The following is a 23,111-nucleotide window of genomic DNA, read 5'->3' as shown; positions in this document are numbered from 1 at the left end:
GGCGGGGGCGGATCATCGCCCTGCTGTTCGCCTTCCCCGCGCTGCTCCTGCTCGGCGCGCTCGTCGTCTACCCCGTCCTGTTCTCCATCGGACGCAGCTTCTTCGACGCCTCCGGTGACCGCTTCGTCGGCGCGGACAACTACACCGAGATGTTCCGCGACCCGGCGACCCTCAAGGCGATCCGGAACACCGTCATCTGGGTGGTCGTCGCCCCGGCGCTGCTGACCGGACTCGGCCTGATCCTCGCCGTCCTGGTGGAGAAGGTCCGCTGGGCCACCGCGTTCAAGCTGCTGCTGTTCATGCCCATGGCCGTGTCCTTCCTCGCCGCCGGGATCATCTTCCGGCTCGCCTACGACCAGGACCCCGGCAAGGGCGTGCTCAACGCGGCGGCCGTCTCCGTCCACGACGCCTTCAGCGGCACCTCGTCCTACCCGACGGCGCGGGCCCGCACCGGCGGCCCGGGGGGACTGACCCGGGGCAGCGACGGCTCCTACACCACCGAGGCGGTCCGGCCCGGCTCCGCGGTCGCGATCCCGATGGTCGGCGTCCTGCCCAAGGACCTGCCGAAGAACGCCGCGCCGGCCTACCCGGCGAGCACACGCGGACCCGCCTCCGGGGAGGTGAGCGGCGTCGTCTACCTGGACTTCACGCCCGGCGGGGCGGGCACCCCGGGCAAGGTCGACCGGCGGGAGAGCGGACTGCCCGGGATGAAGGTCGAGGCGGTGAGCGGCGGAACCACGGTGGCCAGCGCCAAGACCGCGGCCGACGGCTCCTTCCACTTCTCCGGTCTGCACACGGGCTCGTTCGTGCTCAGACTGCCCGCCTCCAACTTCGCGCCGCCCTACCAGGGCATCTCCTGGCTCGGCCCGACCCTCGTGACACCCGCCATCATCGGCGCCTACCTGTGGATCTGGACCGGCTTCGCGATGGTCCTGATCGGCGCGGGCCTGTCCACACTGCCCCGGGACACCCTGGAAGCGGCGCGCATGGACGGGGCCAACGAGTGGCAGGTCTTCCGGCGCATCACCGTGCCGCTGCTCGCGCCCGTCCTCACCGTGGTCTTCGTGACGCTGGTCATCAACGTCCTGAAGGTCTTCGACCTCGTCTACATCATCGCGCCCGGCCCGGTGCAGGAGGACGCCACCGTACTGGCCACCCAGATGTGGCTGGTGTCCTTCGGCGGAGGCAACAACCAGGGCCTGGGCAGCGCGCTCGGGGTGCTGCTGCTGGTCCTCGTCATCCCCGCGATGGTCTTCAACGTCCGCCGTTTCAAGGAGAGTCAGCGATGAACGCGGTCAGGAGGGGCCTGGGCAACGGCCTGGTGCAGGCCTTCCTCGTGGTGATCGGGCTGATCTGGCTGACGCCGCTGGCGGGGCTCTTCGTCTCCTCGATGCGCTCCTCCGAGGACACCGCCAAGGGCGGCTGGTGGACGGCCCTGACCAGCCCGGGACAGCTGTCCTTCGACAACTACTCGTCCCTGCTGGGCAACGCCGGGATCACCCGCGCCTTCTGGAACACCGTGCTGATCTCGGTGCCGGCGACCGCCCTCGTCGTCATCCTCGCCGCGCTCGCCGGGTACGCCTTCGCCTGGCTGGACTTCCCCGGCCGCGAGCCGCTGTTCCTGCTGGTGGTGGCCCTGCTGGTGGTGCCCGTGCAGATCGGTCTGCTGCCGGTCGCCAAGCTCTTCGGACAGCTCGGCCTGTTCGGCACGATCCCCGGCGTCGTCCTCTTCCACGTGGCCTACGGTCTGCCGTTCGCGGTGTTCCTGCTGCGCAACTACTTCGCCGAGATCCCCAAGGAGATGCTGGAGGCCGCCCGCATGGACGGCGGCAGCGAGTGGCGGATCTTCGTCCAGCTCGTCCTGCCGGTCGGCCGCCCGGCCATCGCCAGCCTGGCCATCTTCCAGTTCCTGTGGGTGTGGAACGACCTGCTGGTGGCGCTGCTGTTCGCCGACAGCTCCTCCCAGCCGCTGACGGTGGAACTCCAGTCGCAGGTGCGGCAGTTCGGCAGCAACATCGACGTCCTCGCGCCGGGCGCCTTCGTGTCGCTCGTCGTACCGCTCGTGGTGTTCTTCGCCTTCCAGCGGCACTTCGTGCAGGGCGTGATGGCCGGATCGGTCAAGTAGCGACCCGGCCCCGGAGGGGGCACGCGGCCCGGGCGGGGGCGGAGGTACACGGCCTCCGCCCCCGCCGCGTTCACCGGGCGGGCGCGGCGGGCCGCGGGCCGGTCCCGGACGCGCGGCCGCGGCTCTGCGTCGCGCGAACCGGAGTGAACCCCTGCCCCTCCGCACACGTTGATCTTGATGAGAAGGATCTTCGGTGTGCCGCACAGAGGGACAGGGAACACAGTGAAACTGCGCAACAAGCGCCTCGCCGGTATCGGTCTGACCGTGCTCGCCACGGGCGTGACCGTGCTCGGCACGACCACGACGGCGTCCGCCAGCGAGCCGTGGCAGGTGGGCGTCTGGAACGTCGGCTCGGACTGCAACGCGTCGAAGTACGAGTTCTGCGTCTACACCGACGCCAACTACCAGGGCAAGTCGGTCGGCATCCGCTGGGGTGAGAGGGACACCTACCTCAACATCGGCACGGACATCGGCAGCTCGATGGACAACAGCATCTCCTCGGTGATCAACAACACCAACTACCCCTGGGCGATGACGGACGTGCCGAAGACGGACGGATACGTCGACTTCCGCGTGCACTCCTACCACCACCTGGCGAACCTGGCCGACTTCGGCTTCAACGACCGGGCGTCGGGGCTGTCGATCTGGAAGGACGCGGGAGCGGGCACCTGAGAGTCCCGTCCGGAGCCACTGCGCGCCGGGCACGGGAGGGCATCGTAGGAGTACGAAGCAATTGTTGGCGCTTCATGCGCAACTCCAGGCGGCGGCTGATGTCCTGTTCAGTCGCCTCTGGCTGTCCCACGCGGGTGATGGGTGGCTGGTTCGAAGTCCGGCGCGGCGGGATTGCCCGCTGCGCTCGGCCCAGTAGCGGAGCTTGCGGGATTCCCGTCGGTTGCGTCGCCCGCCCTCATCCGCCCCACGACACCCTCGCCCCTCACGCCGACCGCGGCGCCGGCCTGCACCCGCCGGACGGCGGGCGCATCTTCGACGGGTCGAGCGGCCTGCTGTGCGCGAGCGTGGGCCAGGGCAGCCGCAAGGTCTTCTCCCGCACCGGCACTCCCCTGGCGAGCCGGCACGGGGAGGGCACCGTGCCGGATCTGTGCATCCTGTCCAAGGCCTGGGCGGCGGATACACGGACGTGGTCGCGGTGCTGGTGCCACCCGAGATCGCGCCGCTGATCCGGCACGAGGACGCCGACCCCCTGCCTGCCATGGGGACCGTGGCCACCCGGCCGAGTACTCCGGGACGAACGTGCTCGCCACGACCAGCGGTGTGCCGTACCCGGCCGCGATCGAAGCGCTCGTGCACGTGCTCGGTGCGGACAAGCGTGTGTGTGCGGCCCGCTGCTGATCGGAGCCCTCGCTGACCGGACCGGTCTCACCCCGGCCCTGCTGGTGACCGCCGCCACCACGGCCGCGTTCCCGCCCTGCGTCCCACCCCCCATGCCGCGTGCCGGGACGCCGAAAATCTGTCATCGGCCAATGATCAACCGAAACCGAATGATGATTCAGACGGACGTGGCGTGAAAGCGGGTCGATATTTGTTTCCGTTTTCCGTCTTGATATGTCCGAGTGCTGCAGACCCAAAGGGAAAGTCTCCCCTTTGCAGGCTGATGCGCGCCCTCGTCCGACGGGTGCGCTCTGTCTGAGTACCTCTCCGGCCGTCTGTGTGCCGTGCCCGCGATCTGCTCATCAACTGAGATGACCATGTCGTTGTTCGCTCCGGCACTGGTACGTTTGCGACAGTCCGAGGTGCTGACATCTCTCCACGGTGAACGCGGCAGGCCACAGTGCGGGGTGAGAATGGACAATAGGACGACGTTCGGTCGGTTGCTGCGCGAGGCGCGCCAACGTTCGCTGCTGACCCTGGAGAGTCTTGCCGAGGCGTCCGGTGTGAGTGTGCGGGCCATCAGCGACATGGAGCGGGGGCAGAGCCTGCCGCGGCGGGCGACCCTGAGCGGACTGATGGACGCTCTGGAACTCGACGAGGCCGACCGGCGGCGCTTGGTCCAGGCGTCCTCGCGACGGGTGTCGCAGGTGCCGCAGCAGTTGCCGCCTGACCTCGGTATCTTCCGGGGCAGGGAAGAGGCGCTGAACTCGATCCACGGAGTCATGTCCCAGGTCATGGGGACAGGAGGACAGGTCGTTGTCACGGCCATCGGAGGCCTCGCGGGAATCGGCAAGACCGCGCTCGCGGTGCACTGGGCCCACCAGGTGGCCGACCGATTCCCGGACGGTCAGCTGTATGTGAACCTGCGCGGATTCGAGGAATCCGAGCGGCCGCTGGACCCCGCGGACGCGCTGGCGCAGTTTCTCGATGCGCTGGGTGTGCCCAGTGGGGACCTCCCGCGCGACACCGCCGAACGCTGCGCGATGTTCCGAGAGCAGGCCGCGGCTCGCCGACTGATCGTCGTCCTCGACAACGCCCGGGACGAGGAGCAGGTCAGGCCCCTGCTGCCCGCCGCCGGGGGGTGCCTGACGATCATCACTTCACGCAACCGCCTGCCCGGACTGGCCGCGCGGGAGGGTGCCTCCCTGATCAGTCTGGATGTGTGGACGCGGCAGGAGGCGCTCGCGGCGCTGGCCGCACGCATCGGCGAGGAGCGGTGCCGAGCCGAACCGTCGGCGGCCGACAGACTGGTGGAACTGTGCGGGTATCTGCCGCTGGCGGTCGCGGTGGCCGGAGCCCAGCTGAGCGTGACGCCCGAGATGCCGCTGTCTCTCGCCCTGCCTGAGCTGGAGGCGACCCGGCTGGACGCGCTGTCGACCGGTGATGGCCGAGCCGATGTCCGGGCCGTCTTCTCCTGGTCGTACCGGGCACTGACCGCCGAGACGGCACGGGTGTTCCGGTACCTCTCCCTCCACCCTGGCTCGGCGGCATCGGTCGAGGCCGCCGCCTCGCTCGCCGGCATCGACGTGGCGGGGGCTCGTCGGCATCTGCGACAACTCGTCTCCGCCAGCCTGCTCTCCCGCGACGCCGAGGGCCGCTACGTGCTGCACGACCTGGTGCGCGCCTATGCACTCGAACTCCTCGTCCAGCAGGGGGACGACCGTCTGGCGGCGGAGATCCGCCTCATGGACTATCTCCGTCACAACGCCTACTCCGCCGGACTGCATGTGTCCCGGTACAAGGCTGACTTCCCGGGTTCTCCGGCCGCGGGTGTCGTCCTGGTCGCGGTGGACGGCCGGGAGGAGGCGCTGGGCTGGTACCGGCAGGAGGAGCCCACCGTGGCCGCCGTGCTGCGCGCCATCAAAGATCCCCGGCTGCTGCGCCATTGCGTGGACCTCGTTCTGGAATGGGTGGGTTACAACACGGTCGTGGGCCGATGGTCGGAGGAGATCATCGTCGAGCGCATCGCACTGGACGCGGCCCTCGCGCTGGACGATCCGATCGGCATTGCCCGGTGCTGCGCGAATCTGGCGCGCGCCCTGACAGAGACGGGCAACATCGAGGAGGCCGAGGAACCCGCAGATATACTGTTGAAACACCTGCACCGGCTGCCCGACGAACACCGCGCCCGGTCCGAGCTGAATCTCGCTAGCTTGTGTGGTCAGCAGAGGCGGTTCGCCGAGTCTCTGCGGTACGCGCAGAATTCCCTGGACATCTACCGTTCGCTTGGCCAGCCGGACAAGATTGCACGCGTCCTCAGCGACGTCGGCTGGTGCCGCGCGAACCTGGGCGACTACCACAAGGCCATTGCCACAAGCGAGGAGGCGATCGTCGCGCTGCGGGAGGTGGGGGACCGCCGTAGCGAGGCAGCCTCCTGGTGCGTCATCGGCCTGGCCCGACACCGCCTGGGCGAACTCGATGCCGCCATCACGAACTACGAGATGGCGCTGCGGCTTTTCAGAGAGGTACTGGATGACTACAGCGAGGCCGAAGCCTGGGACGGGCTGGCAGCCGCCCAGTTGGAACGGGGCGACACCGAACAAGCCCGGGCCAGTTGGAACCGGGCCGCCGAATTGTTCGGCCGTCTGCGTGTCGCACGAGCCGATGAGATGCGGGACAAGGCACAGTCCCTGACACGTCCCGACGCGAGCAGGGTCGACGTCCAGACGCGAACGGTGAAGCCCCCGGCCCCTGCGATGTCCCCGAAACCGAGGGCAGAGCAGCACCCATCTGACACACCCTGAACGCAAACCCCAGATCCGCAGAACTGGTTTCGTTGATGTCATACGCGCCGGGAACGGTCCCGCGCACCGGGTGCTCGTGGACCGTTCGGCCGCGCGGCCGATCTGGTGGGCGTGGGCAACGGCGCGGGAGCGGCGGTTTCGGGCTCCGACCGGGGCGTACGGAACGAGCGTCGTTGCGCCAGGCGCAGTGCCCGGTGGCGGTGGTGTCGCAGCGGGCGGCCGCGACGGAGTACGGACAGGCGTGACTCTCCGCATCCGTCGGGCCACCACCGCCGGCCGTCGCCTCAGAGTTGCGAACAAAAGGGGCGCCCGGCTCGCGACGCCCGGCACGCACGCTCGCGGCGTTGCCGAAAGGCCCTGGTGGCTCCGCTACGAGGACCTTCCGGCGCCTTGCGATCGCACGCACCGGACGCCACGAGCTGACCGGACTCCCCTTTTGTCCGCAACTCTCAGACCGCGGCCAGCGCCTCGGTGGGAGGCAGCCCGGAGGCGCGCACGGCGGGGTACAGGCCGGCGGCCATGCCGACGACGACCGCGCCGAGCACTCCGCCGGTCAGGGCGAGGGGCGGGAACACCACTGGCCACGACTGGTACAGGACGTATCCGCCCGCGCCCAGTGCGCCGAGCAGGGTCCCGGCGCAGCCGCCCAGCGCGGACAGGGCGACCGACTCCGCGAGGAACTGCCCTCTGATCTGGCGGCGGCTGGCGCCCAGGGCGCGGCGCAGACCGATCTCCCGGCGCCGCTCCAGGACCGAGACGACCATGGTGTTGGCCACGCCGACACCGCCGACGAGGAGAGCGACGCCCGCGAGGCCGAGGAGGAGCACGGAGAAGGTCTGCTCGGTGGCGCGCTTGGCTGCCAGGGCGTCCGAGGGACGGCTGACCTGGACGAGGCCGGGCGTCTGCGGGTGGACAGTGGCGGGCAGCACGGAGCGTACGTTCTCGATCTGCGACTCGACGGCCGTGACGTAGACGACGGTGGGGTGGCCGTCGAAGCCGAACTGCTCGCGGGCGGCGTCCCAGCCGATCAGGACGGTGCTGTCCAGGTCGGGGGCGAGCGGCAGCGGTTGGAGGACGCCGACGACGGTGAACCAGCGCCCGCCGATGTAGACCTGCCCGGCCTCCTTGCCGGGGCGCACCCGGTCGTAGCCGAGGCGTGAGGCGGCACGCGCGCCCAGGACCACCGTCGGGAACCGTGCCGTGGTCGCGGTGAGGAACGATCCCGAGCCGACCTTCCCGTGGACCGCGCCGAGCAGGCCGGTGCGGGCGGCCAGGACGCTGATGCCGGGTGCGTCGGCCGGGTCGGCGCGGTCGGAGCGCAGCACGGTCCTGTGCAGGTTGGCCACGGCGCTCGCGTGGGTCACGGGGCCGATGCGGGCGGCCATGGCGTCGGCGGTCTCGGGTAGGACCACTGGCGGATCGGCGTTCGTCTGCGGGGCGACGCGGAGCATGTTCGTGCCGAGCGCGTTCAGTTGGTTCGACAGGGCCTGCCTGCTGGAGGCGGGCACGGCGGTGACGACGACGAGGGTCGCTATGCCCAGGGAGATGCCGAGCGCGGACAGCGCTGCCCGGGGGCCGCGGGTGCGGATGCCGAGCAGGCCTAGCCGGAGGATGTCGGTGAACGCCAGCCGGACCGGGCGCGGTCCGCGGTTTCCCGCCCCGCGGATCCTCGTTGCGCGGGCCCTCGTTCCGCGGCTCATACGGCGCTCACCTCGCGTGTGTCGGCCGTGACGCGTCCGTCGCGCAGTTCCACCCTGCGGGGCAGCCGGGCGGCGATGTCGCGGTCGTGGGTGATGACGGCGATGGTCGTGCCCTGGGCGTTCAGTTCGGTGAGCAGGTCCAGGACGGCCTCGCCGTTGGCCGCGTCCAGGGCGCCGGTGGGTTCGTCGGCGAGCACCAGCGCGGGCCGGTTGACCAGGGCGCGGGCGATGGCGACGCGTTGCCGCTCGCCCCCGGAGAGTTGCTGCGGCAGATGGGATCCGCGGTGTTCCAGGCCGACCCTGGCCAGGGCCTCCCGGGCGAGCGGGCGGCGGCTGCGGCGCGGAACGCCCGCGTAGAGCAGTCCGGTGGCGACGTTCTCCGTGGCGTCCAGCCCGTCGGTGAGGTGGAAGTGCTGGAAGACGAAGCCCAGCAGCCGGGCGCGGAGCGCGGACAGGCGGCGGTCGCTCAGGGTGCGGACGTCGTGTCCGGCGACGCGCACGGTACCGGTCGTCGGCCGGTCCAGGGTGCCCATGATGTGCAGCAGCGTCGACTTCCCGGACCCGGACGGGCCGACGATGGCGACGAGTTCACCCTCGTCGATGGCGAGCGACACATGGTCGAGCGCGGTGACGTCACCGGGGTGGCGTTTGGTGACGTCGTCGACGACGAGGACGGAGCGGCCGACGGCGAGAGCGGTGGACGGGTCCGTGACGGGTGTCCTCATGAGGCCGTCACCACCTTGCTGCCCTCGGTCACTCCCTGGCCGCTCACCTCGACCTGTCCGCCCGCGAACATGCCGGTGGTCACCGCGACGAGGGTGCCGTCCGGGCGTTGCAGGGCGTATCCGCCCTCCTTCAGGGCGACCAGCGCGCTCACGGGGACGGCGAGGACGCCCTTGCGGGTGACGGTGTCGAATCTGACCTGTACGGCCGCAGCGTCGAGGCTCTGCACGTCCTTCGCCCGGTCCGGGACCACGGTCACATCGAGGGTGGCCGGCCCGGTCTGCGGCTGCCCGCCCTCCGTGCCGCCCTGGGCAGTACGGCCGAGCGCGGTGACCCTGCCGCGGATCGTCCTGCCGTCGGGCAGGGTGATTCCCGCCCGGGTGCCGGCCTTGACGGTGCCTACGTCGGTGGCAGCGACCGGCACGGTCACGGCCTTGGCGGCGGCCGTGTAGGCGAACAGCGGGGAGTCGGCCGGGTCGCCGGGCTGTGCCTGGACCGTGTCGACGCGCACCGCGCCGGGCAGGACGACGGCGCGGCCGGGGACGAGGGTGCCCGTGGCCTGCTGCCCGGTGTCGTGCTGCCATCGCTTGAGGGCGGCGGCGAGGGCCGGAGTGAACAACGCGCCATCGTCGCCGGCGCCGCTCTGCGCTGTGGCGGCGGACCCGATGTCGTAGCCGAGCGCGACGAGGTTGTCGGCGAGCACACTCACGTCGTGGCCCCGCACGCCCGTCTTGTCCAGGGTGCGGAAGAAGGGGGTGTCGCCGAAGAAGACCGGTACGGGCCGGTCGTCGATCCGGTACAGGGCCGTGCCCCTGGCCGCGCGGGCGCCCGGCTTCGGTACCTCGGTGACAGTGCCCTGGCCGGTGCCCTTGAGCACGCGCGGCTTACCGTATCCGAGGGTCCCCGGCAGGGTGCGGCTGTCGGAGAGATCGGTCCTGGTGACCGTGGCCGTGTGCGACGGGGCGGGCGCTGCGGCTGCAGTGTCCCGGCCCGTGTGGGTGTTGCGCCAGGTCACCGCACCGGTGCCGGCGGCACCGACGACCAGCAGGGCGCTCAGTGTGACGGCGACCTTAGTTCTTCTTGCCACCGAACACCTCCATCGTGCAGTCCTTGTCCAGCTTCTGCACCTCGGCGCTGCTGTGGACCGTGTTGTCTTCGTCGTAGTTCCAGCCGGAGTTGTCAGGCAGCGCGGTGACCTTGAGGCCGTGCTGGTTCAGACACTTGACGTAAGCCCGGTACTCCTCGTCGAAGTGCGGGTTCGTCTCGCGTTCCAACTCAGGTGGCTGAAGGGGGAGTTTGTTCTTGCATGCCTGCTCGGCGGCTTTGGCGGCGGGGCTGTTGTCCGTATCGTCGATGGAGTCCGGGCCGCGCATGGTGAGCATCTTGTGGCCGTGGTCCTTGAGACACGTGGCGTAGTAGTGCCAGTAGCGGTTCCGCTCCTCGTCCGTGCTGTCCAGACGCAGTTGCGGGCGGCCCGCGTCCGGGTCGGAGGCCGTGGCGCCCGCGCCGGTACCGGCCTTCGGTGTACCGGCCGGGGCGCCGCTCTCCAGGGACGCCACACCTTTCTGGGCCGAACCGTCCTTGTCGTCGGGGCCGTCCGGGCCGCCCCCGCCGCCGCAGCCGGTGAGCAGCAGGACGCCCGTGAGGAGGATGACGGCGCCGGGCAGGGAACGACGGCGGCCGGAATGGTCTACGTGGGTCATGAGTCCCATGCTCGGCACGATGTGTCGGGAAACTGTCAGGAACCCTTGTCGGTGCCGTGCGCCCCGCGGTGGCGCCTCGCATCGATGCACCGGCCGACCGGACGCCGACAACTCCCTCACCGGAACAGGACAGCCGCGGAACATCTCCGTCCTACCGTCCTGGCCGTCAAGCCCCCTATCGACAGGAGAGCGATCCCATGGCATCGCGCCACCTGCTGCGCGGCATCGCCGTCGCCGCGCTGTGTACCGGTCTGCTCGGCACCGCTCCCGCCGGTGCGGCCGCCGGTGTTCCGGATCCGCCGACGGTCACCGCGCAGAGTGTCATGCCGTACCTGGAGGAGTTCCAGGCCATCGCCGACCGCAACGGCGGCAACCGGGCGCACGGCACCCCGGGTTACCGGGAGTCCGTGGCGTACGTGAAACGGGTGCTCGAGCGGGCGGGCTACCACACCGTCCTCCAGCCGTTCACCCACGACGGTGCCACGGGCTACAACCTGATCGCCGACCTGCCGGGCGGAGACATCCGTGACACCCTCATGCTGGGCGCGCACCTGGACAGCGTCCAGGCGGGTCCCGGCATCAACGACAACGGGTCGGGATCGGCCGCCGTCCTGGCCACCGCGGTCGCCGTGGCCCGCGCGCACCCGCGCACCGACCGGCACCTCCGCTTCGCATGGTGGGGCGCGGAGGAGGGCGGCCTGTTCGGGTCGGCGCACTATGTGAACAGCCTCTTTGCCGCCCAGCGTTCCGCCATCACCAGCTACCTCAACTTCGACCAGGCCGGTTCCCGGCACACCACGACGTGGCTGGTCACCCACGACCCGGCCGGGGCCGCCGGCGCCGTGGAGCCCACCAAGGCGTTCGAGGCGTACTTCGCGGCCCGGTCGGTCCCCACCTTCGACATCGGGAACACCGGCTCGGACGACCAGTCCTTCGCCGCCGCCGGCATCCCCATGGCCGGTTTCACCACCGGCATCTCCGACTGCATCCACAGCGCCTGCGACGACATCCACAACGTGGACCCGGACGTGCTGACACTCAGCACGAACGCCGTGCTCGATGTGACCTGGAACCTCGCGCTCGCCCAGGACCGCCGATGAAGCGCCGTCTGATCCCTCCGCTCGCCGCGCTCGCCCTGTGCGTGCTCACCTCTCTGGCACCTGCCTCAGCGGCCGACGGCGGGTCCGGTGTGGGCGACCCCTACTATCCCGACGACGGCAACTCCGGTTACGACGTCGCTCAGTACGACGTGCGTGTCGTCTACGACCCGGCCCGCCCCGACCATCTGGACGGCGACACCACGGTCACCGCGCGCGCCCTGGGGGACCTGGACCGCTTCCATCTGGACCTGGCCGGCTTCGACGTCTCCTCGGTCACCGTCGACGGGCTGAAGGCTGACGCGGTGACACGCGAGGGCGCACACGAACTCGTCGTCACCCCGGCCCGGCGGCTGCGCAAGGGAGCCCCTTTCTCGGTGCGCGTACGGTACGCGGGCAAGCCGGTCGGCGACGGCTGGATCCCCCTGGCCAACGGCGGTGTGTCGGTCATCGGTGAACCGCACGCGGCCACGGCCTGGTATCCGGCCAACGACCACCCGTCCGACAAGGCGACCTTTCGGCTGACGGCGACGGTCCCGGACGGCTGGACCGTCGTCGGCAACGGGCGGCCCGGCCCGGTGACCGACGACGGCGCGGGCCACCGCACCTTCCGCTGGTACGAGGACAGGCCGCTGGTCACCTACGCCAGCACCATGGCTGTCGACCGGTTCACGGTGCACACCGACACGCTGGACGACGGCACCCCGGTGGTCAACGCCATCGGGCCCGGCACGATCGTGGACGCGGAGGCCGAGGCGCTTCAGAAGAAGATCCTCGGCTTCCTCTCCTCCCGGTTCGGCCCGTACCCGTTCTCCTCGGCCGGAGCCATCGTCACCTCATCACGCGCCAGGCAGGCCAGGCAGGCCCCCGACTTGGAGACGCAGAGCCGTCCGACGTACGACGTGGGCCTGTTCGACGTGGCGATGGCGCACGAGCTGGCCCACCAGTGGTTCGGCGACAGCGTGTCGTTCACGGACTGGCGGGACGGCTGCGTCGCCGAGTGCTTCGCCTCGTACGCCCAGTGGCTCTGGAACGAGCACCAGGGGGGCGCCGACCTCGACCACGACTTCTACGGGCCGGAGGTCGAGGAGAACCGCGCCGACCCGGACTACTGGCGCGTCCCGCTGTACGACCCTGGTGCCGGGCGGGAGCTGGACCCCGCCCTGTACGAACGGGGTCCGCTGATGCTGCACGCCCTGCGGCGCACGGTGGGTGACGACGTGTTCTTCCGGATCCTGCGGCAGTGGCAGTCCGCGCACCGCTACGGCAACGCGTCCTGGCCGCAGTTCGAGATCCTGGCGGACGAGCTGTCCCACCAGGACCTGCGCGGCTTCTTCACGGCGTGGGCGCACAGCACCGTGATCCCGCCGGACCGGTACCTGTATCCGGGCTCCCTGGCCACGGCCCCGCGGGCCGCCCGCCCGCACGCCTGATCAGCCGTCCCGGCCCCCGGCACCGCGGGGGCCGGCCGGCAGCCGCAGCGAGAAGACCGATCCCGCACCGGGCACGCTCGTCGCGTTCGCGGTGCCACCGTGTGCCTCGGCGAGTTTGCGGACGATGGACAGGCCGAGACCGCTGCCGCCGCTCTGCCTGCTGCGGGACTTGTCCGCACGCCAGAACCGGTCGAAGACCTTGGGCAGCTCCTCGGCGCCGATTCCGGATCCGGTGTCCTCGACGGCGAACACCGCCTCGTCGCCCTCCACTTCGGCGGACAGGGTGACCGTTCCGCCCGCGGGTGTGTGCCGTACGGCGTTGGACACCAGGTTCCCGACCGCCTGGCGCAGCCGTACGGGATCGGCGTACAGGGCGGGGACCTGCCCGGCCCGCACCCGCAGGTCCACACCGGCGGCAGCGGCTCCGGCCCGGTGGGCGCGGGCGACCTGGGCGAGCAGCGCGGCCGCGTCGACATCCTCCGGGTGCAGTCTGAGCGCGCCGGCGTCGGCCGCGGCGAGGTCACGCAGGTCGTCGATGATGTGCTGGAGCAGCATCGCCTCCTCCAGCAGCGAGGAGACGACGCTCTCGTCGGCAGGGACCACACCGTCCTCGACGGCCTCCAGCCAGCCCCGGACGTTGCCGAGCGGTCCGCGCAGTTCGTGGGCGACGTCGCTCACCAGAGCCCGCCGCATCTCCTCCAGCTGCTGCCGTCTGCTCGCCATCAGGTTGAACGCGGCGGCCAGCCTGCCGAACTCGTCGCCGCCGCTCACCTCGACGCGTGCGTTCTGGTCGCCCTCCGCCATCCGCTGGGCGGCGCCGGTCAGGGCGCGCAGCGGCCTCACCATGCGGGTGCCGGCGACGAACGTGACGGTCACGGTGACCAGCAGAACGGCGACGGCGGCACCCGAGATCCGGGTGCGGTTGGCGCCGGAGAGGTCGAAGAAGGTGGCGATCTTCTGGTCGGGCGCGGTGGCGAAGAGCAGCACGGGGGAGGCCACGTAGGGAGCGAGCTGTTCGCGGCGAGCGGTGGTGAGACAGGTCGTCACCGCCCGGCTGTCCGGCGCGCCGCGCCGGGTGGAGGGGGCCCAGGCCAGGTCGGCGGCGAGCTGGATGCGCGGGGCGTGGCGGCCGGTGAGGCAGTCGTTGACGAGTCGGCCGAGCTGGGTGAGCGCCTTGGACTCCGTGGGTGTGAGCCGGTGCAGGCCGCTGGACGCGCAGCGGTCGCCGGTCTCGAGGGCCTGGCCGTCGAACTCGACTTCGGGCCGTCCGTTGGGCTGCCGGGTGATCTCGACGCCGGACAACCGTCCGGTGGAGCGTACGCAGGCGGCCACGCGGTCGGCGACGGCGTCCAGTTCGGCCTTCTCCTTGCCGGGCAGCCGGAAGGGGCCGACGGCGCGCGGATCGATGCCGTCGGACCGGGCGCCGTCGCGGCGCGGGGCGAGGGCGCTGTCCACGGCCAGCGGGTCGACGGTCGCCGACGCCGTAGTGGGCAGCGATCCGGCCGCTCGGCGGGTACCGTCCCCGGAGTCCGCCAGCACGCGGCGGTCCTGGTCGGTGAGAGTGATCCGGCGGCCGGTCTGCCGGGCCAGGGCGTGGACCGTCTGCCCCGCCCCGTCCCAGTCGGTGTGGGTGGCCGCGTAGCCGACGAGCGTGTCGTAGATGCGTGCGTCGTCGGCGAGGACCTGGCCGTGTTCGCGGCCGATCGCGACGGCGGTGAGGCTGGCGACCAGCCAGGCCGTCGCGGCGATCGAGCAGAGGGAGACCAGCGCGGAGAGTCCCAGCAGCCGCGCCCGCAGGCTGCGGCGCAGCGGTATGTCACCGCGCACGGGAGCCGGTTCCGCGGTCGGCGGGGTGCGCGGGGCGGCGGCCGGCGGGTGTCTCGCCGCGGACCTCGGCGATCTTGTAGCCGACTCCGTAGACGGTGAGCAGCCGTTCGGGGCGGGTGGGGTCGCGTTCTATCTTGCGGCGCAGGTTCATGACGTGTCCGTCAACCGTCCGTGTGGTGACATACCGGTCGATGCCGTGCAGATGTTCCAGAACCTGTTTCCTGGTGAACACCCGGCCGGGAGCCGACACCAGCATCTCCAGCACCCGGAACTCGCCGGGTGTGCAGACGACCGCGCGGCCGTCCACCCGGACCTCGAAGCGGGCCGGGTCGACCACCAGCGAGCCGACCACGAAGACCGGCGCGGGCGCGGCGGCGCCGGGAACCGCAGCGGGAGTGCTGCCGGGGGCGGCCGTGCGGCCGGTCCGTCTGAGCAGAGTTCGGACGCGGGCGACCAGTTCGCGCGGGCTGCACGGTTTCGTCATGTAATCGTCCGCACCGAGGTCGAGGGCGAGCAGCAGGTCGTCCTCCTCCGCGCGGGCGGTGAGCATCAGGACCGGCACGTCGGACTCCCCGCGCAGCACCCGGCACACGTCCAGGCCGTCCGTGCGGGGCATCATCCAGTCCAGTACCAGGAGGTCGGGCATCCGCCGCCTGGCCTCCTCCAGGGCGGCCCGCCCGTCATGGACGGCACCGACCGTGTGGCCCTCTCCCTCCAGGTAGCGCCGGATGAGATCGGTCTGTTTGGGGTCGTCGTCGGCAAGCAGCACATACGCACACATGTGGCCATCGTAGGAAGTGCGCGGCGGCGCGGCCCCGCCGTCGCGGCGGATCACGGCAAGGAGCACCGGACCACGACAGGAACACGACGACTTCCTGACATTCGGGCGTGGGCCACGTGGGACGCGCGGCTGATGGCGACGCGCGGCGTGCAGCACGGGCCGACGGCCCGGAACTGCCCGAGCGGTGGCTGCCGGTCCGGCCCGCGGTGCGGGCGGCGAGCGGCCGGCCCGCCCGGAACCCGGGGGGCTCCGGGCGGGCCGCTCCGGCTCTCAGCTCGCGGGCAGCCGCCAGGTCTGCTGCGCGGAACCCGCGCAGGTCCAGATCTGGAGCCTGGTGCCGTTCGCCGAACTCGCGCCGGTCGCGTCCAGGCACCGCCCGGACAGGGAGTTGACCAGGGTGCCGTCGGATCGCGGCGTCCACTTCTGTCCGGCCGAGGCGTTGCACACCTGGAGGACGACCGGGGTGCCGCTGGCGGTGCCGTCGCCGGACACCCCCATGCAGTCGCCGAGCGTCTGCAGCGTGCCGTCCCGGGCGACGGACCACTGCTGGGAGACGCCCGTGCCGCAGGTGTTCAACTGCACCTGCGTACCGGCCGCGTTGGTGGATCCGGCGCCCGCCAGGTCCACGCACTTGCCGCCGATGCCCGTCACCCGTCCGGCAGGGCCCGGCGCCGGCACCTGCCAGCGCTGGTTGTCCGAGCCCGCGCAGGCCCAGATCTGCAACGGGGTGCCGTTGGCCGAGCTGGGTCCCGTGGCGTCCAGACACGTGCCCGACTTCTTCGACACCAGCCCGTGGTCGGCGGCCGGCTGCCACTGCTGGGCGGACGAGCCGTCGCAGGCGGCCAGCACGGCACGGGTGCCGTTCGCGGTGCCGCCGCCGCTGAGGGCCATGCACCGGCCGAGGACGCGCACCGTGCCGTCCGGGGCGAGGGTCCACTGCTGCGAGGTGCCGGTGCCGCAGGTGTTCAACTGCACCTGCGTGCCGGGCGCGTCGGTGGCGCCGGAGCCCGCCAGGTCGGCGCACTTGCCGCCGTAGCCGGCGATCCGGCCGGTGGGCCCCTGCACGGTGGGCAGCTGCCACACCTTGGCGTCGGTGACCGGTCCGCAGTTCCACAGCCACATGAGCGCACCCACGGCCGAGGAGGTGTCCTTGACGTCCAGGCAGCGGCCGGACAGGTCGTTCACCACGCCGCCGTCGGGTCCCGCGTGCCACCGCTGCGCCGCCGAGCCGTCGCAGATCTCCAGTACCACCGGTGTCCCGTTGTCCGCGGTGCCGCCGCCCTCGGGCGTCATGCAGCGCGAGTCGAACAGGCGCAGCGTGCCGTCCTGGGCCACCGTCCACTGCTGGGACTCGGCGGTGCCGCAGGTGTTCAGCTGGAGCCGGGTGTCCGGTGCCGCGCTGCCGCCGGCCGAGTCGGCGCACATGCCGCCGATGCCGGTGAGGTGCCCGCGCGGCCCGGCGGGGGCCGTGGGCGGGTCGAACCGCTGACCGGTCACCGAGGTGTCACAGGCGCGGGTGACCAGCGGAGTGCCGTCCGCGGTCGCCGATCCGCGCACCTCGGCGCAGAGTCCAAAGGCCTGGTTGACCAGGGTGCGGCCGGAGCCCGCCCGCCACTGCTGGACCGCGGAGCCGTCGCAGGCCGCCAGCACCAGGGCGGTGCCGGGCGCCGAGCCGCGGCCCGCGGGCATCGCACACTTGCCCTGCACCCACAGCGAGCCGTCCCGGCCCGCGATCCACTGCTCGTCGGCGCTCCCGTCGCAGACGCCGGTCTGCACCGCGGTGCCGTTGGCCAGGCCGCCCGCGTGCCGCACACAGGTGTCGCCGACCGCCGCGAGGGTGCCGACGGGTCCGGCGGGCGCGGGGGAGACCGGGAAGTCCAGGCCGATCGACGTCCTGCCCAGGTGCCGGGGCAGCACCGCGGGCACGCCGCCCACCTGCTGGAAGGGGAGCGAGGTGACGGGCGCCGACTGGCGCTCGATCAGGTAGGCGTGCCCGGCGCGGGCGGGCAGGGTGAACTGCGCGCCGGTGGAGAACGGCACGACCGTGCTGCCGTCGGCGGCGTCCACCACCCCGGCCGGCTGACCGGGCCAGGGGTTGCGGGTGACGAAGGAGGCGTCCCGCCCGGCTTCGAGGACCACGGTCACCGGTGTGCCACCGCGCGTCTGCACGTCCACCTTCGCGCCGTCGTGGACGGTCACCGTGCCGTCCACGTCCCAGTCAGCCGGGACGGCGGGGGCGATGCGCAGCACGTCGTCGTAGTCCTGCACGAGTGCCTCGTTCACCGCGGCGGCGATGACCCCGCCGCTCTCGCTGTACGGCTCGTTCCCGCGCAGCACGTTGTTGTTGCTGGCGAGGCCGGAGGGGTACAGCTGGTTGGTCACGTTGTAGAGCAGCCCCTCCTCGACCGCGTCCGCCTTGCCGAGGCGGGCCGCCTGGAGGGCGTCGAAGCTCCAGTTGGCGTCGTTCGGGTACCGGCGGTGCTCGAAGGTCCGGTCGGCCAGCGCGTGCAGGTCGCCCGAGTCGCCGATCAGGCCGTAGGGCCAGACCGGCTCCAGGTCCAGGTTCTCCGAGTTGTGCGTGGGCGCGGCCGGCTCGGCGGAGACGGCGATGACGTCGTCCCCCGAGGCGTCCGCGTCCGGGCCGAGGACCTTGGTATGGGTCGCGGCGTCCGTGCGCGGCAGGGGCGGCAGCTTCTTCTGCGCGGCCGTGAGCTGCGTGACGAGGTCCGCGTCGGTGCCGAGGGCCTTCGCCGCCGAGACCACCACGGGGAACAGCGCCTGCATCGCGGCGACGTCCGTGACGGGCTCCTCGACGTCCCACTGCGTCTCGTGCGCGTTGGCCCGGGTGTGCAGCAGGCCGTCGGCGCCGGTGGTGGCGTACGACAGCAGGAACCGGGCGCTGGAGCGCATCAACGGGTAGGCCTCCTGGAGGAACGCCAGGTCGCCGGTGGTCCGGTACTGCTGCCACAGCGCCAGGGACACCTCCGCGCCGGTACTGACCGTCTGCGCGTTGTACGAGGTCACGCTCGCCTCGCAGGAGGCGTTGTCGGTGCCGCCGTCGAAGTAGCCGTTGCCGTTGAAGCGCATCGTCTCCGGGACGCATGCGCCCGTGTGCCCGGGCATGTGGTCCTTCGTCCACGCCTCGATGGCGGCCAGGTTCGACGTGTAGAGCCGGTAGAACGGCGTGTTGAGCTGCCCGGCGCCCGAGGTGAGGTTGGCGGCGGCCTGCATCCGCAGGTTCCACCACCAGTAGCTCGCCGGGGACCAGTCGTGCTCGTCGCGGGAGAAGGCGAACAGGTCCGCCACTCCCGCCTGGGTGCCCGGGAGGCTGCCCCGGTTGCTCGCCGCCGCCTGGTAGAGGTGGACCGTGCGCAGGTTCTCGATGTACGGCCCGGTGCCGTCCGCCGACTCGATCTTCATCGTCCCGGTCCTCGACCAGAAGTCGTGCCACCAGGCCAGGTGCGGATCGAGCAGGCTCGCGCCCGGCGCGGTGGCGTCGCCGCCGAGGTAGGACGCGGCCGCCGCGGTGGCGTCGCCGCCCGCCCAGTGGGGCGCGGCCACGACGACCCGGAAGCTGCCGTCGGCGGCGGGCTTGAACGACACCCGCACGGAGTCCCCGTCACGGACGGAGGACGTCACCTCGCGGCCCGAGGCCGTGACCGCGAGCAGACTGCCGTACGTGTCGCCGGTGCCGCCGGTGCCGGAGTCCTGCCAGGTCTCGGCGAGTGCGGCGACCGGCCCCGAGGCGGCGGCCGAGGGCGACCGGCCGTCCCACAGGTCCCCGTCCACCGTCTGCGGGGTGTCCGGATCGGCGCCGGTGACGTCCACCACCAGCTCGTCGCGGTCCGCGCGGGTGTAGACGGTCGCCGTCATCCCGCCGCCGCTCTCCCTGAGCACACCGTCGTACAGGTCGAGCCGGGCGGAGAAGTCGTCGGCCCCGGTCAGCGCCTTCAGCCCCGGGACGGACACCTGCCCGGGCGACTTGCGGTCCGGGAAGGTGTCGGCGCGGTTGAGCTGGGCCGTGAACCCGTTCGCGGCCCAGACCGCGGCGCCCAGTACGCCGTTGCCCAGCGGCATCGACTCGGCCGGCTCGGTGCCGGGCCTGCCCAGCACCACGTCCGAGCGGCGCACGACATCGGCCCGGTCCACCTGGAAGGCGCCGTTCTGCCAGGCCGTCGTGGTGGTGGCGGTCCGCGCGGTGGCGGTCCGGGCGGTGGCGGCCGTACCGGCGCCGGCCGCGGAGGCGGGCGGCAGGGCCGCCAGGACGAGGGCGGTCAGCGTGCCCGGCAGCAGAGCCGCCCGGAGTGCTGCGCGGGGCCGCCCTCGGGAGGCCTGTGTAATCTCTCTCACACCTCGTGCAACGTGTGCGTGCACGCGCGGGTTCACATCCGCCTCGCGAACGTCCGACACGTGCTGACCTGCGCGGGTACGTGCCGCGGGACAGGACGGTTGCGTCATTTGACTGGGGGCGCCGCCCGCCCGGCGGGTCACGGTGCCCGGCCGCCGCCGAAATCGTGAGTCATCAGACCGATACCGCCCTGGCCGCGAACCCCCATCCTCGAAGAGCGGCCCGGCACCGTGCGGACGGAGCCCGGCCGGCGCCACCGCCGGCGCATCGCGTATCGAAGGGAACACCCATGGCGTTCATCACGGTCGGCCAGGAGAACACCACCGACATCGACCTGTACTACGAGGACCACGGCACCGGACAGCCGGTCGTCCTCATCCACGGATTCCCGCTCAGCGGCGCCTCCTGGGAGAAGCAGACCGCGGCGCTGCTCGACGCCGGCTACCGCGTCATCACCTACGACCGCCGCGGTTTCGGGCAGTCCAGCCGGCCCACCACCGGTTACGACTACGACACCTTCGCCGCCGACCTGAACACGGTCATGGAGACGCTCGGCCTTACGGACGCCGTCCTCGTCGGCTTCTCCATGGGCACCGGCGAGGTGGCCCGCTACGTCGGAACCTACGGCACCGCGCGGGTCGCCAAGGTGGCCTTCCTGGCCTCGCTGGAGCCCTGGCTCGTCAAGAACGAGGAGAACCCCGACGGTGCGGCGCCCGCCGAGTTCTTCGAGGAGGTGTCCCGGACGGTGAAGGCCGACCGGTACGCCTACTACACCGAGTTCTACAAGGACTTCTACAACCTGGACGACACCTTGGGCACCCGCATCAGCGAGGAGGCCGTCCGCAACAGCTGGAACGTGGCCGCGGGCGGCGGTGCGTACGCGGCCGCCGCCGCGCCGCTGACCTGGGGCACGGACTTCCGCGCCGACATCCCGAAGGTCGACGTCCCGGCCCTCATCCTGCACGGCACCGCCGACCGCATCCTGCCGGTCGAGGCCACCGCGCGGCCCTTCCACAAGGCGCTGCCCGCCGCCGACTACGTAGAGGTCGAGGGCGGCCCGCACGGCCTGCTGTGGACCCACGCCGCCGAGGTCAACGAGGCGCTGCTCGCCTTCCTCGCCAAGTAACCGGCAGACAGGGCGTTCCCCGCCGCGCGACCGGCGGGCGGGGAGCGTTCCTCGCCGGACGGCCGGCGGACCGGGGGCGGCAGGCCCGGCGCACGGCCCGGTCCGGCCGCTCCTGCGCTGCCACGCGGCCCGGCCGTGCCTCGTGCGGACGGGCCGCGCGGTGGTGTGCCGCCCGGACCGTGCGGCGGTCCGCACATACCTGACAGCACGTACCTGAAAAACGTACATATTCAAGCAGTCCGGCAGGCGCGGTGCGCGCCCCCGATCGGCGCGCGCTCCCCCGGACGGGGAAGGAACAGCACATGTCCAAGGTCTGGTTCGTCACCGGCGGCTCGCGCGGTCTGGGCCGCGCGATCGTGGAGGTCGCCCTGGAGGCCGGTGACCGTGTGGTCGCCACGGCCCGTGACACCGCACGGTTCGGCGACCTCGTCACCCGGTACGGCGAACGGGTGCTGCCCGTTCAGCTGGACGTCGCGCGCAACGACGAGGTGGTCCGGGCGGTCCGGCAGGGCCTGGAGCGCTTCGGCCGGCTGGACGTCGTGGTCAACAACGCCGGCTACGCCGACATGGCCTCCGTCGAGGACGTCACGCTGGAGGACTTCCGCGCGCAGATCGACACGGACTTCTACGGGGTCGTGCACGTCACCAAGGCCGTGCTCCCGGCCCTGCGCGAACAGGGATCCGGCCACATCATCCAGGTCTCCTCGGTCGGCGCCCGGGTCACCACTCCCGGACTGGCCGCCTACCAGAGCGCGAAGTGGGCGGTCAGCGGGTTCTCCACGGTCCTGGCCCAGGAGGTCGCTCCGCTCGGCATCAAGGTCACCGCCCTGGAACCGGGCGGCATGAACACCGACTGGGCCGGGTCGTCCATGACCGTGCCGCCGGTCAGCGAGCCCTACCGGCAGACGGTGGGCGCCTTCCTCGACATGCTCCGCTCCGGGGAGGCCGCCTCGCAGCTGCCGTCGTCCGAGCCGCGCCGCGTCGCCGAGATCGTCCGGGACCTGGCGGGGCGCGAGGACGCCCCGGTGCGCCTCCTGCTCGGCGTGGACGCCGCCCATGTGGCCGAGAGCAACGCACGGGACCTGGCGGCCAGCGACGCGCACTGGCACGACGTCACCGTCTCCGCCGCTCGCTGAGGTTTCGACCGGCCGCTCGCCGAGGTCGCGGCCGGCCGGCTCACCCGCGGCGGCTCACCCGCGGCGGCTCGGCGGGCGGTGCTGGTCGGCGACGGTGCTGGTCGACGGTGGTGCCGTTCGGCGACGGTGCTGGTCGACGGGTGGTGCCGCCCGGCGGGTGAGCCCAGCCGCCGCACGTGAGCCCAGGCTCCCGGGGCGGCGTTGCCGCGCGGGCCGTCTCGCCCGGCGCCGCTTCGCGCGCGGGCCGTCTCGTGCTCGGCCGTCTCGCCCGGGGCGGCCTTGTCCGTGGCCGTCACTCGGGGGCCGTCTTCCTCCGTGGCCGCCGTTTTTCAGGCCGTCTTCTTCGGGGCCGTCCCGTCACGACCGCCGCCATCCGCGCCGCTGACTCGGTGTCACGCCCCTGACTCGGTCCGCCGCGCCCTTGACTCGACGCCACGGCGCTGACTCGGTCCGCTGCGCCCCTGACTGGACGTCATGCCCTTGACTCGACGCCACGGCGCTGACTCGGTCCGCTGCGCCCCTGACTCGACGTCATGCCCTTGACTCGACGCCACGCCGCTGACTCGGTCCGCCGCACCCCTGACTCGACGTCATGCCCTTGACTCGACGCCACGGCTCCGAATCCGCCCGCCGCGCCCCTGGCCCTCCGCCGCGTCCCGACTCTCCGCACCGGTGCTGACTCCGTCCGCCGGTGCGGACGTGTCTCCACCACCGCGAGCCTCCTCACGCGAGGGCGCCGTCCCGGCCGTGTGCCCGCGGCCGTCCGATTCCGTTCAGGTAGGTGCTGACCACCACGTCGGCGGCCCGGGCGGCGCTGAGGTGTGTCTGCCGGCGGGCGGCCAGCTGGATCAGCTCGGGCAGCAGCGGCCCGGCCCATCCTTCGGGCTGGTCGGGGCGGAGGAGGCCTTCGTCGGTGGCGCGGTGCAGGAAGGTGTCGACCTCCTGGACGGAGCGGTCGCGGCGTTCGCGTACGGCGTCG

General features: G+C 71.9%; 15 protein-coding genes and 1 pseudogene. 8 read left to right on the top strand and 8 right to left on the bottom strand.

Going from position 1 to position 23,111, the window contains the following annotated elements; genetic code table 11:
* Positions 1-11 precede the first annotated feature (11 nt).
* The 4 genes from IG64_RS34635 to IG64_RS34620 all read left to right on the top strand — a co-directional run bounded on the left by IG64_RS34635 (position 12) and on the right by IG64_RS34620 (position 6,258).
* Entirely contained in the window at positions 12-1,289 is a 1,278-nt protein-coding gene (locus IG64_RS34635; protein WP_051813681.1) for a carbohydrate ABC transporter permease, read from the top strand.
* Entirely contained in the window at positions 1,286-2,125 is an 840-nt protein-coding gene (locus tag IG64_RS34630) for a carbohydrate ABC transporter permease (RefSeq protein WP_037863776.1), read from the top strand. Before IG64_RS34635 ends, IG64_RS34630 begins: the two co-directional genes overlap by 4 nt.
* A gap of 222 nt (positions 2,126-2,347) precedes the next feature.
* Positions 2,348-2,797 (top strand): peptidase inhibitor family I36 protein, encoded by a 450-nt coding sequence (locus tag IG64_RS34625; protein WP_037863773.1) that lies wholly within the window; start codon positions 2,348-2,350, stop codon positions 2,795-2,797.
* Between the two features lie 1,130 nt (positions 2,798-3,927).
* Entirely contained in the window at positions 3,928-6,258 is a 2,331-nt protein-coding gene (locus IG64_RS34620; protein ID WP_063758866.1) for an ATP-binding protein, read from the top strand.
* 449 nt (positions 6,259-6,707) lie between these two features.
* Here the strand turns inward: IG64_RS34620 and IG64_RS34615 are convergent, their stop codons facing one another.
* Genes IG64_RS34615 through IG64_RS34600 form a run of 4 tightly spaced genes read right to left on the bottom strand, consistent with a single transcriptional unit; the run spans position 6,708 to position 10,384 of the window.
* A complete protein-coding gene (locus IG64_RS34615; RefSeq protein ID WP_051813679.1) occupies positions 6,708-7,958 on the bottom strand; it encodes an ABC transporter permease in 1,251 nt (416 codons plus the stop codon).
* Positions 7,955-8,683, bottom strand: a complete 729-nt coding sequence (locus IG64_RS34610) for an ABC transporter ATP-binding protein (protein WP_037863771.1) — start codon at positions 8,681-8,683, stop codon at positions 7,955-7,957. Before IG64_RS34610 ends, IG64_RS34615 begins: the two co-directional genes overlap by 4 nt.
* Positions 8,680-9,768 (bottom strand): hypothetical protein, encoded by a 1,089-nt coding sequence (locus IG64_RS34605; RefSeq protein ID WP_037863769.1) that lies wholly within the window; start codon positions 9,766-9,768, stop codon positions 8,680-8,682. Before IG64_RS34605 ends, IG64_RS34610 begins: the two co-directional genes overlap by 4 nt.
* A complete protein-coding gene (locus tag IG64_RS34600) occupies positions 9,752-10,384 on the bottom strand; it encodes a hypothetical protein (RefSeq protein ID WP_051813677.1) in 633 nt (210 codons plus the stop codon). The genes IG64_RS34605 and IG64_RS34600 overlap by 17 nt, the downstream gene beginning before the upstream one ends.
* A gap of 197 nt (positions 10,385-10,581) precedes the next feature.
* On the opposite strand from IG64_RS34600, the gene IG64_RS34595 reads away from it, so the two are divergent.
* Positions 10,582-11,484, top strand: a complete 903-nt coding sequence (locus tag IG64_RS34595) for a M20/M25/M40 family metallo-hydrolase (protein WP_037863765.1) — start codon at positions 10,582-10,584, stop codon at positions 11,482-11,484.
* Positions 11,481-12,914, top strand: coding sequence for a M1 family metallopeptidase (locus IG64_RS34590; protein ID WP_037863763.1), 1,434 nt, complete (start codon positions 11,481-11,483; stop codon positions 12,912-12,914). Before IG64_RS34595 ends, IG64_RS34590 begins: the two co-directional genes overlap by 4 nt.
* Here the strand turns inward: IG64_RS34590 and IG64_RS34585 are convergent, their stop codons facing one another.
* The 3 genes from IG64_RS34585 to IG64_RS38025 form a co-directional block, all read right to left on the bottom strand.
* Positions 12,915-14,741 carry a sensor histidine kinase gene (locus IG64_RS34585; protein ID WP_037863760.1) on the bottom strand — a complete coding sequence of 609 codons (1,827 nt, stop codon included), beginning with the start codon at positions 14,739-14,741 and terminating at the stop codon, positions 12,915-12,917.
* A complete protein-coding gene (locus tag IG64_RS34580; RefSeq protein WP_078884386.1) occupies positions 14,731-15,522 on the bottom strand; it encodes a response regulator transcription factor in 792 nt (263 codons plus the stop codon). The genes IG64_RS34585 and IG64_RS34580 overlap by 11 nt, the downstream gene beginning before the upstream one ends.
* Positions 15,523-15,792: 270 nt before the next feature.
* Positions 15,793-19,872 carry an RICIN domain-containing protein gene (locus IG64_RS38025; protein ID WP_063758865.1) on the bottom strand — a complete coding sequence of 1,360 codons (4,080 nt, stop codon included), beginning with the start codon at positions 19,870-19,872 and terminating at the stop codon, positions 15,793-15,795.
* Between the two features lie 287 nt (positions 19,873-20,159).
* On the opposite strand from IG64_RS38025, the gene IG64_RS34570 reads away from it, so the two are divergent.
* Positions 20,160-20,996, top strand: coding sequence for an alpha/beta fold hydrolase (locus IG64_RS34570; RefSeq protein ID WP_037863758.1), 837 nt, complete (start codon positions 20,160-20,162; stop codon positions 20,994-20,996).
* Positions 20,997-21,298: 302 nt separating this feature from the next.
* Positions 21,299-22,132, top strand: coding sequence for an SDR family NAD(P)-dependent oxidoreductase (locus IG64_RS34565; protein WP_037863756.1), 834 nt, complete (start codon positions 21,299-21,301; stop codon positions 22,130-22,132).
* A gap of 723 nt (positions 22,133-22,855) precedes the next feature.
* Here IG64_RS34565 and IG64_RS34560 read toward each other — a convergent pair.
* Positions 22,856-23,111 (bottom strand): annotated as a pseudogene (locus tag IG64_RS34560) (TetR family transcriptional regulator); the annotation flags it as partial.

It is taken from the genome of Streptomyces sp. NRRL S-340, from assembly GCF_000720185.1.
GTDB lineage: Bacteria > Actinomycetota > Actinomycetes > Streptomycetales > Streptomycetaceae > Streptomyces.
This window is presented reverse-complemented; position numbering and strand designations above follow the sequence as displayed.